Origin of the sequence: Stenotrophomonas sp. TWI377 (assembly GCF_039674525.1) — a bacterium.
GTDB lineage: Bacteria > Pseudomonadota > Gammaproteobacteria > Xanthomonadales > Xanthomonadaceae > Stenotrophomonas.
The window spans coordinates 116,206-131,238 of the sequence record NZ_JBDJNT010000012.1 but is presented as its reverse complement, the minus strand read 5'-3'; the positions used below and the strand labels follow the sequence as shown (position 1 = coordinate 131,238).

14 protein-coding genes are annotated in these 15,033 nt (G+C 68.3%); 11 read left to right on the top strand and 3 right to left on the bottom strand.

All coding sequences use genetic code 11. The annotated features are described in order from the left end of the window. Window positions 1-144 precede the first annotated feature (144 nt). The 4 genes from ABE546_RS12195 to ABE546_RS12180 are packed head-to-tail and all read left to right on the top strand — an operon-like array spanning window position 145 to window position 4,044. Window positions 145-2,190, top strand: coding sequence for a FimV/HubP family polar landmark protein (locus ABE546_RS12195; protein WP_346463836.1), 2,046 nt, complete (start codon window positions 145-147; stop codon window positions 2,188-2,190). Further along, window positions 2,187-2,570, top strand: a complete 384-nt coding sequence (locus ABE546_RS12190; RefSeq protein WP_346463835.1) for a VOC family protein — start codon at window positions 2,187-2,189, stop codon at window positions 2,568-2,570. Before ABE546_RS12195 ends, ABE546_RS12190 begins: the two co-directional genes overlap by 4 nt. A 47-nt stretch (window positions 2,571-2,617) precedes the next feature. Further along, a complete protein-coding gene (gene truA, locus ABE546_RS12185) occupies window positions 2,618-3,391 on the top strand; it encodes a tRNA pseudouridine(38-40) synthase TruA (protein ID WP_346463834.1) in 774 nt (257 codons plus the stop codon). Continuing rightward, window positions 3,388-4,044, top strand: coding sequence for a phosphoribosylanthranilate isomerase (locus ABE546_RS12180; protein WP_088433287.1), 657 nt, complete (start codon window positions 3,388-3,390; stop codon window positions 4,042-4,044). The genes truA and ABE546_RS12180 overlap by 4 nt, the downstream gene beginning before the upstream one ends. 45 nt (window positions 4,045-4,089) lie before the next feature. Here ABE546_RS12180 and ABE546_RS12175 read toward each other — a convergent pair whose 3' ends face one another. Further along, window positions 4,090-4,980: a LysR family transcriptional regulator gene (locus ABE546_RS12175; RefSeq protein ID WP_313208953.1), complete on the bottom strand. Its 891-nt coding sequence runs from the start codon at window positions 4,978-4,980 to the stop codon at window positions 4,090-4,092. A gap of 95 nt (window positions 4,981-5,075) precedes the next feature. On the opposite strand from ABE546_RS12175, the gene trpB reads away from it, so the two are divergent. The 5 genes from trpB to glmM all read left to right on the top strand — a co-directional run bounded on the left by trpB (window position 5,076) and on the right by glmM (window position 10,186). Next, window positions 5,076-6,302, top strand: a complete 1,227-nt coding sequence (gene trpB / locus ABE546_RS12170; RefSeq protein WP_313208954.1) for a tryptophan synthase subunit beta — start codon at window positions 5,076-5,078, stop codon at window positions 6,300-6,302. After that, on the top strand, window positions 6,299-6,997 hold the full coding sequence (locus ABE546_RS12165; protein ID WP_346463832.1) for a hypothetical protein: 699 nt from the start codon (window positions 6,299-6,301) through the stop codon (window positions 6,995-6,997). Before trpB ends, ABE546_RS12165 begins: the two co-directional genes overlap by 4 nt. Window positions 6,998-7,004: 7 nt before the next feature. Next, window positions 7,005-7,811, top strand: coding sequence for a tryptophan synthase subunit alpha (trpA, locus tag ABE546_RS12160; protein WP_346463847.1), 807 nt, complete (start codon window positions 7,005-7,007; stop codon window positions 7,809-7,811). A 138-nt stretch (window positions 7,812-7,949) separates the two neighbouring features. Next, complete coding sequence (accD, locus tag ABE546_RS12155) at window positions 7,950-8,834, top strand: acetyl-CoA carboxylase, carboxyltransferase subunit beta (protein WP_070470925.1); 885 nt, start codon at window positions 7,950-7,952, stop codon at window positions 8,832-8,834. Then, window positions 8,834-10,186 (top strand): phosphoglucosamine mutase, encoded by a 1,353-nt coding sequence (gene glmM, locus ABE546_RS12150; protein ID WP_088433292.1) that lies wholly within the window; start codon window positions 8,834-8,836, stop codon window positions 10,184-10,186. The genes accD and glmM overlap by 1 nt, the downstream gene beginning before the upstream one ends. Window positions 10,187-10,258: 72 nt before the next feature. On the opposite strand, the gene ABE546_RS12145 is transcribed toward glmM, so the two are convergent. Both ABE546_RS12145 and ABE546_RS12140 read right to left on the bottom strand, forming a co-directional pair. Further along, the gene (locus ABE546_RS12145; protein ID WP_313218983.1) at window positions 10,259-11,113 is read right to left on the bottom strand and encodes a polysaccharide deacetylase family protein; all 855 of its coding nucleotides are present in this window, start codon (window positions 11,111-11,113) and stop codon (window positions 10,259-10,261) included. Continuing rightward, window positions 11,100-12,251, bottom strand: a complete 1,152-nt coding sequence (locus ABE546_RS12140; protein WP_121038436.1) for a glycosyltransferase family 4 protein — start codon at window positions 12,249-12,251, stop codon at window positions 11,100-11,102. The genes ABE546_RS12145 and ABE546_RS12140 overlap by 14 nt, the downstream gene beginning before the upstream one ends. Before the next feature lie 397 nt (window positions 12,252-12,648). On the opposite strand from ABE546_RS12140, the gene ABE546_RS12135 reads away from it, so the two are divergent. Both ABE546_RS12135 and tpiA read left to right on the top strand, forming a co-directional pair. Next, window positions 12,649-13,584, top strand: a complete 936-nt coding sequence (locus tag ABE546_RS12135; RefSeq protein ID WP_346463830.1) for a 2-oxoglutarate and iron-dependent oxygenase domain-containing protein — start codon at window positions 12,649-12,651, stop codon at window positions 13,582-13,584. A 670-nt stretch (window positions 13,585-14,254) separates the two neighbouring features. Continuing rightward, window positions 14,255-15,010: a triose-phosphate isomerase gene (gene tpiA, locus ABE546_RS12130; protein ID WP_346463828.1), complete on the top strand. Its 756-nt coding sequence runs from the start codon at window positions 14,255-14,257 to the stop codon at window positions 15,008-15,010. Window positions 15,011-15,033 lie beyond the last annotated feature (23 nt).

Here is a 15,033-nt window from a genome sequence, read left to right as displayed (position 1 = left end):
CGGGCGGTCCCCTCATGCCGTGGCGGGGGGCCTATGTGCTGGCGGGTGTTGGTTGTTGGGGTGTGGGGGGGGGGCTGGGGTCGCCGGCCCACCACCCGCATTGAAACATCGCCGATCACGGGGGGAGCCGTTATATTGGCCGCCATGAAGAACCGGGCTCCGGGCGCAGTGCGTCCGCTCAAGTATGTGTCGACGCTGCTGCTGGCCCTGGCCAGCAGTTCCGCCATGGCCCTGGGCCTGGGCGATATCCGGGTGCTGTCCAAACCGGGCCAACCCCTGCTGGCCGAAATCCCGGTCATTTCCGCCGATCCGTCCGAGCTGGAAAACCTCCGCGTTGCACTGGCCTCGCCGGCGACCTTCGCCCGGGTCGGGCTGGAACCGCCGTCCGGACTGGTCAGCGAACTGCAGTTTGAGTTGACCCGCAATGCGCAGGGCCGCGCTGTGGTGCGCGTCAGCAGTCATGCGCCCGTGGCGACGCCCTCGTTGAATTTCCTGATCGAAGCCGATTGGGGGCAGGGCCGTCTGGTCCGCGAATACTCCGCCCTGGTGGATGCGCCCAACAGCGCCGCCGCCGTGGCCGAGCCGGAGATCGTGGCTCCGGCAGGCGCGATGTCCAATGCCATCATCCGCGAGCCCGAACCGCAGGCGGCGCCGGTCGCCGTCACGCCGCCGCGCCGTACGGAACCGGCGACCACGCCGCGCCCGGCCGCGCCACGCGCAGCATCGGCCGCACCCGTCGCCGCCGATGGCAGCGTCACCGTGCAGCGTGGCCAGACCCTCTCGCAGATCGCCGGTTCGCTGGCGCGCGAGCAGGGCGTCAACCGCGACCAGGCGATGATCGCGCTGCTGCGGGCCAATCCCGAGGCCTTCATCCGTGGCAACGTGAACCTGCTCAAGCAGGGCGCGGTACTGCGTACGCCGGGCGCCGAGGGCCTGGCCGGGATCGATGCCCAGCAGGCCGCGGCGATCGTGCGCGAGCACACCGCGCAGTGGCGGCAGTCGCGCGCGGCGATCCCGCAGCCGGCCGACAGCGGGGTGGCCGCCGTGCCGTCTCCTGCACCGGCCGCACCGACCGCTGCTGGCCAGGGCGCACGCCTGGAAATCGCGCCGGCCGTCGCCGCCGCCGGCACCACCGCAGGCACAACCACCGGCACCGCTGCCGGCACCGAGGGCGACATGCTGGCTAACGAACAACTGCGACAGGCCAAGGAAGACGTCGCCACGCGCGATGCCGAGATCCAGGAACTGCGCGAACGCGTGGCCGAGCTGGAGAAGCTCAAGGCCCAGCAGCAGTCCCTGATCACGTTGAAGGACAACGAACTGGCCGCTGCGCAACAGGGCCTGGAGCAGGCACCCGGCCCGCGTGACAGCGCCGGCGGTGGCTGGTACTGGCTGGGCCTGGTCGTGCTGCTGCTGGTAGTCGGGGGATGGGCGCTGGTACGCCGCCGCAAGCCGTCGCCGCTGCCGCCGCTGTCGCGCGATGGGCTCGATGGCATGGCATTGGCTGCTGCCGTCCCCGCGGCCGACGATGTGGACGAACTGGCAGCGCAGCAGGAGGACGTGCAGCGCGTGCCTGACGAAGAGGCCGTTGCAGAGGCCGACGTCTACGCCGGGCTGCGCCGCGAGCCGGTCTTCCCGCTCGCGCCTTCCGCGCACGACGCCGATCCGCGTGATCCCCTCGATGATCCTCGCTGGAGCGACACCGCGACCGACGAGGCACCCGTGTTGCCGGAGGTCGAGGCGACGGCGGCGTCTGCGTACAGTATCGAGGCCGATGCGCAGCACGTGAACGTGGATGAGGCGCTGTTCCGCGCGCCGGCCCCGCTGATCGAGCCGTCGGCCCATGCGCTGGAAGCCGCCGCGCAGCCTTCGTTCCGGGGCGTGTTCGAATTCCCCGATGAAACGGCGACGGCCGAACGTCCGGCAGACGAAGACGATCACACCCTCGGTGCCGACGTTGCGCCGGTGATGGCCACCCATGACGACACCACCGAGGGTGCAGACCCGGTCGCCGACAACGCGCCGGTCGCGCCGATCGGCAGCCCCGGTCGTGATCGACTGGAACTGGCCATCGCCTACCTGGACCTCGGCGATGCCGAGACCGCGCGGACGCTGCTGCACGAAGTGGCCGTCGGCGCCGACCCGCACAGCCAGGCCGAGGCGCGCGAACTGCTGGCGCGACTGGGATGAGCGACGCCCGCCCGCTGGCCGCCCGTGAGCGCCGCCTGGACTATGTCGAGTTCGCCTCGCGCGATCCCGCAACCAGTCGCCACTTCTTCGAGCAGGTGTTCGGCTGGTCGTTCGTGGATTACGGCCCGGACTACACCGCCTTCGACGATGGCCGTTTCCAGGGCGGCTTCTTCCGCGCTGAGCCGCAGACGGCGGCGGGTGCGGGCGCGCCATTGCTGGTGATCTACGCCGATGATCTGCAGCCCATGCTCGAGGCCGTGCTGGCCCAGGGCGGGCAGATCATCAAGCCGGTGTTCGCCTTCCCCGGCGGCAGCCGGTTCCAGTTCCTGGAGCCCGGCGGCAACGAGCTGGCCGTGTGGTCCGAGCGCGACGCCGTCTGATGCAATACCGGCGCCTGCGCCGGCCCCCCAAAACATAGAGGTTCACCATGCGCTACGCACTGGGCGTGGAATACGACGGCAGCGAATTCAAGGGCTGGCAGCAGTTGGGCGAGAGTGGCTGCCCGAGCGTGCAGGCCAGCCTGCAGGACGCGCTGTCCTCGGTGGCCAATGCGCCGATCCAGGTGGTGTGTGCCGGGCGCACCGATGCCGGCGTGCACGGCGAATGCCAGGTCGTGCATTTCGATACGGAGGTCGTGCGCGATCCGCGCAGCTGGATGCTGGGCACCACCACCCGCCTGCCGCGCTCCATCGCTGTGCGCTGGTGCGTACCGGTGGCCGACGAGTTCCACGCACGTTTCGCCGCGCGCGCGCGCCGCTACCGCTATCGTCTGCTCAACCGCCAGGTCCGCCCGGCGCTGTACCGGCAGACCCTGAGCTGGGAGCGCCGGCCGCTGGATGCCGAACGGATGCATGCGGCCGGGCAGGCCCTGCTGGGCGAGAACGACTTCAGCGCCTTCCGCAGCGTGCAGTGCGAGGCCCTGCATGCGCGCCGGCACATGCAATCGCTCTCGGTGACCCGTCAGGGCGAGGTGGTGGAGGTCGCCGTTCAGGCCAATGCATTCCTTCATCACATGGTGCGCAATATCGTCGGTTCATTGATCCTGATCGGTTGTGGTGAGCAGCCGGTCGCGTGGATGGGGCAACTGCTGGCCGGGCGCGACCGCACCGTGGCCGGCCCGACCGCTCCGCCGCAGGGATTGGTCTTCGTTGGTCCCCTGTACCCCGACAACTGGCAGCTGCCTGCCGAGGTCACCTTATGAGCCGCTCCTTCTACCGCACCCGTATCAAGTTCTGCGGCATGACCCGTGCCGGCGATGTACGCCTGGCCGGCGAGCTCGGCGTGGACGCCGTCGGTTTCATCTTCGCCCGCGAGAGCAAGCGCCGGGTCGCCCCGGCCGAGGCGCGCGCGATGCGCCAGGCGATCGCACCGATGGTGGACGTGGTGGCCCTGTTCCGCGACAACACCAAGGAAGAGGTGCGCGAAGTGCTGCGCACCGTGCGGCCGACCCTGCTGCAGTTCCACGGTGACGAAGACGAATCGTTCTGCCGCAGCTTCAACATGCCGTACCTGAAGGCCGTGGCGATGGGGGGCAAGGACGAGGTCAACGCCCGCCAGCTGCAACTGCGTTATCCCAGCGCGGCCGGCTTCCTGTTCGACAGTCATGCCCCCGGTGGCGGCGGTGGCACCGGCGTCGCCTTCGACTGGACGCGCCTGCCCACCGGCCTGCACCGGCCGTTCCTGCTGGCCGGCGGGATCACCCCGGACAACGTGTTCGACGCGATCGTGGCCACGCTGCCGTGGGGTGTGGATGTGTCCAGTGGCATCGAATCCGAACCGGGCATCAAGGACGGCTACAAGATGCGCAAGTTCGTCGAAGAAGTGCGTCGCGCCGATTGCCACGAGGCGGATTGATCCGCCCGCCCCACGTGTAGGCCACGACCGTTGGTCGTGGCGGCGTCATCCCGCCAGCTGCTCCTGCAGCCACCCGGCCAGCGCATCCACCCGTGGGTCCGCCGCGCCCTCCGGCGTGGCCAGTACCCAGAACCCCCCGGTCGCGCCGAATCCCCAGGGTGCCAGCAGCCGGCCGGCGGCCAGCTCATCGGCCACGAGCGGCTCCGGCGCGATCGCCACGCCCAGTCCGGCAACCGCCGCCTCCAGCAGGTAATACAGATGCTCGAAGCCGCTGCCCAGCTGCAGCTGGGCCGGCGCCAGCCCATGCGACAGGGCCCAGGCCGGCCACGCCTGCGGGCGTGAGGTCGTATGCAACAGCGATTCGCCCAACAAGGAGGAGGGCGGCTGATGCGCCAACCGCGCCGCGGCCGGGTGCTGCGGGCTGACCACCACGCCCACCCGCTCCGGCGCCAGTTCCCGCACCCGCCAGCCGCGCGGCCACGGCGGCTGGGCGAGCAGCAGGACCGCATCCAGGCCCTGCTGTTCGGCGGTGAAGCTCCCGTCCTGCGCGGACCAATGCAGCGGCAGCTGGGGCAGGGCGCTCTGCAGCGCCTGCAGGCGGGGAATCATCCAGCGCGCCAGGATGCTGCCGCTGCAGCCGAGCACCAACGCTTCGGGCCGCTGTTGGCGCTTGAGGGCCACCACCGCCTCGCGGATCTGGTCGAAGGCGCCTTCGCAGGCGGCCTGCAGATCCTCGCCGGCGCGGGTCAGGCGCAGCCCACGCCCTTCGCGCTGGAACAGCACGACACCCAGGTGCTCCTCCAGCAGGCGCAGTTGGCGGCTGATCGCGCCATGGGTGACATGCAGTGCCTCCGCCGCACGGCCAACCCCGCCCAGCCGGGCGGCCGCTTCAAAGCTGCGCAGGGCATTGAGCGGGGGCAACGGTCCGTCGGTCATGTGAGTTTTCCTGACAGGTTGTGGCAGATATTATCGATATTCCTGTCATGACAGGTGCGTTAAATTGGCAGCCTGTCTCCACCGGCTGTCCCGCTATGTCTGCTTCCCCCATCTCCCCCATCGTCGATTTCCACGCCTACCCCGATGCCAACGGCCATTTCGGCCGCTACGGCGGGAGTTTCGTCGCCGAGACCCTGATCGGGCCGTTGCAGGAGCTGGCGGCCGCCTATGACCAAGCGCGTCGCGATCCGGCCTTCATCGCCGCCTACGACAAGGATCTGACCCACTATGTGGGCCGTCCCAGCCCGATCTATCACGCCGAGCGCCTCAGCCAGCAGGTCGGCGGCGCGCAGATCCTGCTCAAGCGCGAGGACCTGAACCACACCGGCGCGCACAAGATCAACAACACCATCGGCCAGGCGCTGCTCGCCGCGCGGATGGGCAAGACGCGCATCATCGCCGAGACCGGCGCCGGCCAGCACGGCGTGGCCAGTGCCACCGTGGCCGCCCGGCTGGGCCTGGAATGCGTGGTCTACATGGGCGCCACCGACATCGAACGGCAGAAGATCAACGTCTACCGCATGAAGCTGCTCGGGGCGACCGTCGTACCGGTGACCTCCGGCTCGGCCACGCTCAAGGACGCGCTCAACGAAGCGATGCGCGACTGGGTCACCAACGTGCGCGACACCTTCTACATTATCGGCACCGTGGCCGGCCCGGACCCGTACCCGCGCATGGTGCGTGACTTCAATGCCATCGTCGGCCGCGAAGCGCGCGCGCAGATGCTGACCGACTACGGCCGCCTGCCCGATGCGATCACCGCCTGCGTTGGCGGTGGCAGCAATGCGATCGGTCTGTTCCATGCCTTCCTCAATGATCGCGACGTGCGCATCGTCGGTGCCGAAGCCGCCGGCGACGGCATCGAGACCGGTCGCCATGCTGCCTCCATCGCGGCCGGCCGCCCGGGCGTGCTGCACGGCAACCGCACCTATGTGATCTGCGACGACGACGGCCAGATCACCGAGACCCATTCGGTCTCGGCCGGCCTGGATTATCCGGGCGTCGGCCCGGAGCACGCGTTCCTGGCCGATGCCGGCCGCGCCGAGTATGTCGGTATCACCGATGACGAAGCGCTGGCTGCATTCCACCAGTTGGCCCACAGCGAAGGCATCCTGGCCGCGCTGGAATCCAGTCATGCAGTGGCCCAGGCGATCAAGATCGCGCGCGAGCTGCCGCGCGACAAGCTGGTGCTGTGCAACCTGTCCGGCCGTGGCGACAAGGACGTACATACCATTGCTGCCCGCGAGGGTCTCGTTCTGTGAATCCGCTGCTGCGCCAGGGAAGTGCGCTGCTGATGGTGGTCGGCCTGACCGGCTGCGCGCCGCCGGATCCGCCGGTGTTGCCGGCCCCTGCCGCGCCTGTGGGCGCGGTGGCGCCGGCGCGGCAGCTGGCGAGCAATGATGATGACATTGCCAACCGCCCCATCGAGGACGCGCCGGAAGCGCCCAGGGCTGTCGATGCGCCTGTTGTGGATGACGCTGCGCCGTCGGTGGTCTCGGTCGCGCTGGATCATGCCGGCGATGTGCTCATCGGGCAGCGCTTCACCGAGCTCGCCGCCGATGGCCCGTGGCATTCGGCCGGCCTGAGCGAAGGCGAGCCCAACGGCGCCTGCGAGTACTACGAACGTGGCAGCCTGCCCGAAGGCGTCTCGATGATGGTCGAGGATGACCACGTGCAGCGCTTCGAGCTGGCCCCGATCGAGGAGTCCTACGAGGCCATTACCCAGCCGGGGCCGTTCGGGCTGCGGCTGGGCATGACGTTGGATGACGCGCTCAAGCGCCTGCCGCCCGGCAGTACCCGCGCACCGCATGCCTATGACCCGGAAACGGGCGAGTACCTGACCTGGCAGGACCCCGGTTCGGATCTGGCGATCCGGCTGGAGATCTTCGACGGGGTGATATCGAAGCTGTACTGGGGCGCCAGTGGCGCCGTTGAACTGATTGAAGGATGTGCCTGAGATGTCCGTGGACCGTATCGATGCCTGTTTTGCCCGCCTGCGCGATGAGCGCCGCAAGGCGCTGATCCCCTTCATCACCGCCGGTGATCCGGGCCTGGAGGCCACCGTGCCGGTGATGCATGCACTGGCCGCCGCCGGTGCGGACGTGATCGAGCTCGGGGTACCGTTCTCCGACCCGATGGCCGACGGCCCGACCATCCAGCGCAGCTCCGAGCGTGCGCTGGCCCGTGGGGCAGGGCTGCGCTATGTGCTGGAGACCGTCGCCGCGTTCCGCAGGGACGATGCCATCACGCCGGTGGTGCTGATGGGCTATCTCAACCCGATCGAGATCCACGGCACGGCCCGCTTCGCGCAGTCCGCCATCGCCGCGGGCGTGGACGGCATCCTGCTGGTCGATCTGCCGCCGGAAGAAGCGGCTGAAACCCGCGAGATCTTCACCGCGGCCGGCCTGGCACTGATCCTGCTGGCGTCGCCGACGACCGCAGATACCCGTCTGGATACGTTGTCCGCGATGGCCCAGGGCTACCTGTATTACGTGAGCTTCGCCGGCGTGACGGGTGCGTCCGAGCGCCTGGACAGCGGCGCCGCCAGTGCCCGCCTGCGCGACCTGCGCCGCCGCTCCAGCGTGCCGGTGGTGGCCGGCTTCGGGATCAAGGATGCGGCCAGTGCCGCGGCCATGGCCGTGGAGGCCGATGGCGTGGTGGTGGGCAGTGCGCTGGTGGCTGCGCTGGGTGAGGCGCCCGACGCCACGGCCGCGGCGGCAACCGCGCAGGCATTCCTCACGCCGCTGCGACGCGCCCTCGACGCTGCCTGAAGCACGTAAACGTACGTACCAGAATGGTTTGCGTCAGCCCCCCGGCAACCGCCGGGGGGTGCCCGAGCATGGAAACGGTGAGCTAGACTGTCCGCCTTTGCGGCCCCCGGGCCGCCCTGAACGGAAGTAGCATCCCGCATGAGTTGGCTCAGCAAGTTGATGCCGTCTGGCATCCGCACCGACAACGTCCCCAGCAAGAAGCGCAGCGTCCCCGAGGGCCTGTGGGAGAAGTGCAGCAGCTGCGGCAGCGCGCTCTACCGTCCTGAGCTGGAAGAGAACCTGGAAGTCTGCCCCAAGTGTGGCCACCACATGGCCATCCGCGCGCGTGCGCGCCTGGCCGCGCTGTTCGATGCGGACAGCACCACCGAGATCGGTGCGCGCCTGGGGCCGACGGACCTGCTCAAGTTCAAGGACCAGAAGAAGTACAGCGAGCGCATCAAGGCCTCGCAGAAGAACACCGGCGAGTACGACGCACTGATCGCCATGCAGGGCCTGATGAAGGGCCGCCCGCTGGTTGCCTCGGCCTTCGATTTCGCCTTCATGGGCGGCTCGATGGGCTCGGTGGTCGGTGAGCGTTTCTCGCTGGCCGCGGAAAAGGCGCTGGAGATCGGCGCGCCCTACGTGTGCTTCTCCGCCAGTGGCGGCGCGCGCATGCAGGAAGGCCTGTTCTCGCTGATGCAGATGGCCAAGACCTCGGCCGCGCTGGGTCGCCTGCGCGATGCCGGCCTGCCGTACATCTCGGTGCTGACCCATCCGACCACCGGTGGCGTGTCGGCTTCGTTCGCGATGCTGGGCGATATCAACATCGCCGAGCCGCAGGCACTGATCGGCTTCGCCGGCCCGCGCGTGATCGAGCAGACCGTGCGCGAAAAGCTGCCGGAAGGGTTCCAGCGCTCGGAGTTCCTGCTCGAGCACGGTGCGATCGATCAGATCTGCGACCGCCGCGAGATGCGCGACCGCCTGTCGGAGCTCCTGGCCATGCTGGCGCGTCAGCCCGCACCGGCACCGGATGCGGCGGCCTGATGGCGTCGCGCAAGTATTTCGGCACCGATGGCATCCGCGGCAAGGTCGGTGAGGGCGTCATCTCCGCCGATTTCGTACTGCGCCTGGGCAATGCGCTCGGGCGTGCGCTGACCGAGCGCAACGGGCACCGCCCGGTGGTGGTGATCGGCAAGGACACCCGTATCTCCGGCTACATGTTCGAAGCCGCACTGGAAGCCGGGCTGGTCGCCGCCGGCGCCGATGTGCAGCTGCTCGGCCCGATGCCGACGCCGGCGGTGGCCTTCCTCACCCGCACCCTCGGTGCGGATGCGGGCATCGTCATCAGCGCCTCGCACAATCCGCACTACGACAACGGCATCAAGTTCTTCTCCGCCGATGGCGAGAAGCTCGATGACGCCACCGAGCTGGCGCTGGAAGCCGCGCTCGATGCGCCGTTCACCACGGTGGAGTCCGAGCGGCTGGGCAAGGCCATGCGTGCGCGCGATGCGGTCGGTCGCTACATCGAATTCTGCAAGGCCAGCGTGCCGCGCGGGTTCGATCTGCGTGGGCTGAAGATCGTGCTCGACTGCGCGCACGGCGCTACGTATCACGTCGCCCCGCTGCTGTTCCGCGAGATGGGCGCGGAGGTGGTCAGCATCGGCGATGCGCCCAACGGTCTGAACATCAACGATGGCGTCGGCTCGATGCACATCGACAATCTCGCGGCGAAAGTGCGCGAGGTCGGCGCCGATTTCGGTATCGCCTTCGATGGTGATGGCGACCGCGTGCTGATGGCCGACGACCAGGGCAACCCGGTCGATGGTGATGACTTGCTGTTCGTGCTGGCCCAGGCCTGGCAGCGCAGTGGTCGCCTGCATGGCCCGGTGGTCGGTACGCTGATGACCAACTTCGGCCTGGAGCAGGCACTGGAACGGCTGAACATCCCGTTCCAGCGCAGCAACGTCGGCGACCGCTACGTGCATCAGGCCCTGGTCGAAAACAACGGCGTGCTCGGCGGCGAAGCCTCCGGTCACCTGTTGTGCCTGGATCGCGCCACCACCGGTGATGCGATCGTCAGCGCGCTGCAGGTGCTGGAAGTGCTGCGCCGTGACGGGACCTCGCTGCGCCAGGTGCTGTCGGTGCTCAACAAGGTGCCGCAGAAGACCGTCAACGTGCGTCTGCAGGGCGCGGCCAAGGCCACCGTGCAGGCCGAGAGCGTGCAGGCCGCGCTGGCGGCTGCGCAGCAGGCAGTGAAGGGGCGCGGCCGTGCGTTCCTGCGCCCGTCGGGCACCGAGCCGGTGGTGCGCGTCACCGTCGAGGCAGACAGCGCCGAGCTGATGCAGTCCACGCTGGACAGCCTCTCGGCAGCGGTGAAGGCAGCTGCCGCGGCCTGAGCCATGCAGTGATGCCGGAAACTGAAAACGCCCCGGGAGACCGGGGCGTTTTCGTTGCAGCGCGGTGGCGCGTTACGGCCCCGCCACCATCTTCTTTTTCTTCGCCTTGAAGCGGTTGAACAGGGGGGCGATCAACGGGTGGTAACTGTAGGCGATGCGCTTGCGCAGCCAGCTCGCCGGCCGGTTGCGGATCGCGAACCGGTAGATGTGTCCCGGATCGCCGCCGACCACATTGCGGCCGAACGGATGAGTGGTGTGCAGGTACTTGAAGCCCTGTGCCCGTGCGATCTGCACGTAGTCCTCGTCGAAATCGCCGTACGGCCAGCACAGCGTGTCCGAGACCGCGCCCAACTGCTGCTGCAGTACTTCGCGTGCCACCGAGAGGTCGCCGCTGATGCCCTGCCGCTTGTGCTCGCGGGAGATATCCTGCTTGAGCCAGCGCGTGTGCGTGTGGGTGTGGCAGTGCACCTCGAACGTGCCGGCGGCGATCATCGCGCGCGCTTCGCTCCAGCGCATCATCACCTCGTCCGGACGGTTCTCGCGCAGGATCGCCGCCTCGCAGCCGCGATGGTCCGGCGTTGCGGGCACTGTGGCGCCGGGCTGGCCGGCGTGCGGGCGGACATCGCCTTCGCCCATCCAGCCGGTGACCACGAACACCACGGCGTGCATCCCGTACTTGGCCAGGATCGGGTGCGCGTACACCCAGTTGTCCAGGTAGCCGTCATCGAAGGTGATCACGATCGATTTGGCGGGGGTCGGCTTGCCGGCCAGGAAGTCGGCGTACTGGTCCAGCGTCAGTGAGGTCCAGCCGTTGGCCGCCAGCCAGGCGATCTGGCTTTCGAAGTTCTCCGGCGACACCGTGATCATCCCCGGAGAGGGGGAGACATGGTGGTGCATCAGCACCGGGACGGATCTAGCGTTGGCCATGGCCCAGTTCCTTCAACCACTGGTGGTAATAGTGTTCGGTCGCTTCGGTGTGACCGGTCGGGGTGAAACGGTGGGCGCTGCGCATCCACTCCCAGCCCGCCAGGCCCATCTGCTGGCGGCGGTCGGGCTGCTCGATCAGGGTGCGCAGTGCGTTGGTCAACGCAGCCTGGTCGCCCAGTGGCGCGAGCAGGGCGTTACTGCCTTCCACCACCATCTCCGGCACACCGCCCACGCGCGTGGCGACGATCGGCACGCCGACGTACGCCGCTTCGAGAAACACCGTGCCGGCTGCCTCCTTGTGGGTGGCGAGGGCGAAGATATCGAAACCGGTCATCAGCCGGCAAGCACCCTGGCGGTAGCCCAGCAAGTGCACCTGGGCGGCGATGCCGAGCTGCTCGCGCAGGGCGATCAGGCGGTCCATCACCGGCTGGCCGTCGCCGACGATCACCAGTTGCACCCGCGCATCGGCGCGGCACAGCGGTGCCATGGCCTGCAGCAGCTCCAGGTGGCCCTTGGGTTCGCGCAGCACCGCGACGCAGCCGACCACGATCTGTTCGTCGTTGAAGCCCAGCTCCGCGCGCACGTCCGCGCGGGTGTCCTGCAGGCACTGCCAGGGATCGCGCTTGGCGATCTGCGACCACTGCGGCGGTACCGCGATCGGCGGGACGATGCCGACGTGCGCGTCCTCGATGCCGCGGCTGACCATCAGCTTCTTCACGAAACTGCTCACCGTCATCACCCGATGGGGCAGGCCGGTGTAGGTCAGCAGCGAGTTGATCGGGCTCATCAGGTGGCGCGAGCGCACCACCAGGGGCGTGCCGCCCAGGCGTGCACCGGCAGCGGCGATCAGACTGTCGCGGCGGCTAGTGGTGTTGACCACGTCGTAGCCTTGGCGGCGCACCAGGCGCGAGACTGACCAGATCCCCCGCAGCATGCGCAGCAGACCGCCCATTTTCAGCGCGTGGACGGTGAAGCCGGCTTCGCGCGCCATCTCGCCCAGGCGGGCGCCGGGCTGGCAGAGCAGGGAGACGTCATGGCCGCGCTCGCGCATGGCCAGCATGTGGCGATAGATGTAGATCTCCTGCCCGCCAAATCCCTTGGCAGCCTCGGTATGGAGAATTTTCAGTGGCACGTTCATCGGTGGACAGTCCATGTGTGGAAAAGCGCCCGCGGCCTGCGCGGGCGGCCATCGTCATTGCCTGCGGGATCGCACCAGCGCATCCCATGCGCTGTGCGGTGCCGTGGGTGGAAGGTCATGCGGGTCCATCGGCCACAGGCTGGGCCCTGCCGGCGCGAGCCAGCGCAACGCCATTGGCGATGAGGAAGAGGGCAGGGCATCCATGAGGCGGACCGGGCGACGCTGGGAGTAAAGGGGGCGGCGCGGGAGCGTCGCCGTTGGCCCGTTCTGGCCGTCTGGGCGCGCGCATTGTATCGGTTTGTATCAATGTATCGGTGGCGGGGTTGGCCCGATCTGGCACAATGTTCAGCCGGGCCACAGCTGGCCCACCGACCACCATGAACAAGCAGGAATCGCTGTGAGCCAGATCCCCACCCTCGACATCACCCGTTTTGACACCGACCGCGACGCGTTCGTGGCCGAGCTGGGTGCGGCCTACCGCGAATGGGGCTTTGCTGGCATCCGCAACCACGGCATTCCGCAGGCCGATATCGACGCGGCGTATGAGGTCTTCAAGGCCTTCTTTGCGCTGCCGGAAGAGACCAAGCGCCAGTACCACGTGCCCGGCAGCGGCGGCGCGCGCGGCTACACCGCCTTCGGCGTGGAGACCGCCAAGGGCTCGCAGCACTTTGATCTGAAAGAGTTCTGGCACATCGGTCGCGAGATCCCGGACGACTCCCCGTGCCGTGACGTGATGGCCCCGAACCTGTGGCCGAGCGAGGTCCCGGGCTTCCGCGAGCGTGGCTACGGCATCTACCAGGCCCTGGACAAGCTGGGTTCGCGCGTCCTGTCGGCCCTGGCGCTGCACATTGGCTTGCCGGAGGATTTCTTCGCGGACAAGACCAACAACGGCAACTCGATCCTGCGCCCGATCCATTACCCGCCGATCACCGCCGAGAACATCCCGAACGTGCGCGCCGGTGCCCATGGCGACATCAACTTCATCACGCTGCTGGTCGGCGCCAGCGCGGCCGGCCTGGAAGTCCAGTCGCACGAAGGCAAGTGGGTGCCGTTCACCTCGGACGCGGACACCATCGTGGTCAACATCGGCGACATGCTGCAGCGCCTGACCAACCATGTGTATCCTTCGACGATCCACCGCGTGGTCAATCCCCCGGGCGAGCAGGCGCGCCAGCCGCGTTATTCGGTGCCGTTCTTCCTGCACCCGAACCCGGATTTCCTGATCGACGTGCTGCCGACCTGCATCACCCCGGAAAACCCGAGCCGCTACCCGGAGCCGATCACCGCCCACGGCTTCCTGGAAGAGCGCCTGCGCGAGATCAAGCTGAAGTAAGCGATCCTGCCGAAACAAGAGAGAAGGCCGCCGCATGGCGGCCTTCTTCATTCGGCGTAGTGCCGGCCGCTGGCCGGCTCCAGGCACTGCTGCCCTCGCCGCATTCGGCTATTCGCTGCCCCGTGCTGGGCGAGCGCTGCCATGCCCAGCCGGGACGCGCCTTAAACCCGTCCAGGGGGGCTCGACGGGCGCCATCCTTGGCGCCCGACGGTCCCGGCTGGGCACGGCAGCGCTCGCCCCCGACAGATCGCCTCGGCGGAGGGCAGGGCAGCCTCAAATCCGATCCGGCGCTTTGTAGTTGTTCCATGCAAGCCGACAAACTGTCAGAGGGTGGGCGTGGGTGGGTTGGCGGGACCGTTATGCGCCATGGATGGCGCATCTCGAGCCCCCATGGGTGAGAGCGCATTGCTTGCGAGGCACTGCCTCGCATGCGTTCGAACGCACAACCGCCGGCGGTTGGGCCGGGCCGCGGAGCGGGGTTTACGGCGTGTCCCGCCAACCCACCCACGCCCGCCCAGTCTGGGCACGTCCACCGGCCCCGTCGCCCTTGCTTTTGACTTGGGGCCGCAACAAAAAATAAATATCCAATTGAAATGTAAGCGTTTTCCCGCCAACGCCAATTCGTTGCATCCGTTATCATGGCCGGCTGATACCCAAAGGAGCCCCCGCCATGCGCCGCAAGATCGTCGCCGGTAACTGGAAGCTGCACGGCAGCCGCCAATTCGCCACCGACCTGGTCAGTGACCTGGTTGCCGACCTCCCACTGCAGGGCGTCGAAGTCGTGGTCCTGCCGCCGCTCCCGTACCTGGGCGAACTGGTCGAAGCCTTCGAAGGGCGCGCCGTCGCCTTTGGCTCCCAGGATGTCAGCAGCAACGAAAAGGGCGCCTACACCGGCGAAGTCTCGGCCACCATGCTGGCCGAAGTCGGTGCCCGTTACGGCCTGGTCGGCCACTCCGAACGCCGCCAGTACCACGCCGAAAGCAGTGAGCTGGTCGCCCGCAAGTTCGCCGCCGCCCTGCATGCCGGCCTGACCCCCATCCTGTGCGTGGGCGAAACCCTCGAGCAGCGTGAGGCCCATCAGACCGAGGCGGTCATCGCCGCCCAGCTCGCCCCGGTGCTGGAGCTGGTCGGCGCCGCCGGCTTCGCCCAGGCCGTGGTCGCCTATGAGCCGATCTGGGCCATCGGTACCGGCCGGACTGCCTCCAAGGAACAGGCCCAGCAGGTCCACGCGTTCATCCGTGGCGAAGTGGCCAAGCTCGATGCTAGAATTGCGGATTCACTGTCGATCCTCTATGGCGGCAGCGTGAAGCCCGACAACGCCGCGGAACTGTTCGCACAGCCCGATGTCGATGGTGGGCTGGTGGGCGGCGCCTCCCTGGTGGCCGCGGACTTCCTTGCCATCGCTGCCGCGGCGGCGGGGCGCTAATTAGTTACGTTGTCGGCTCAACC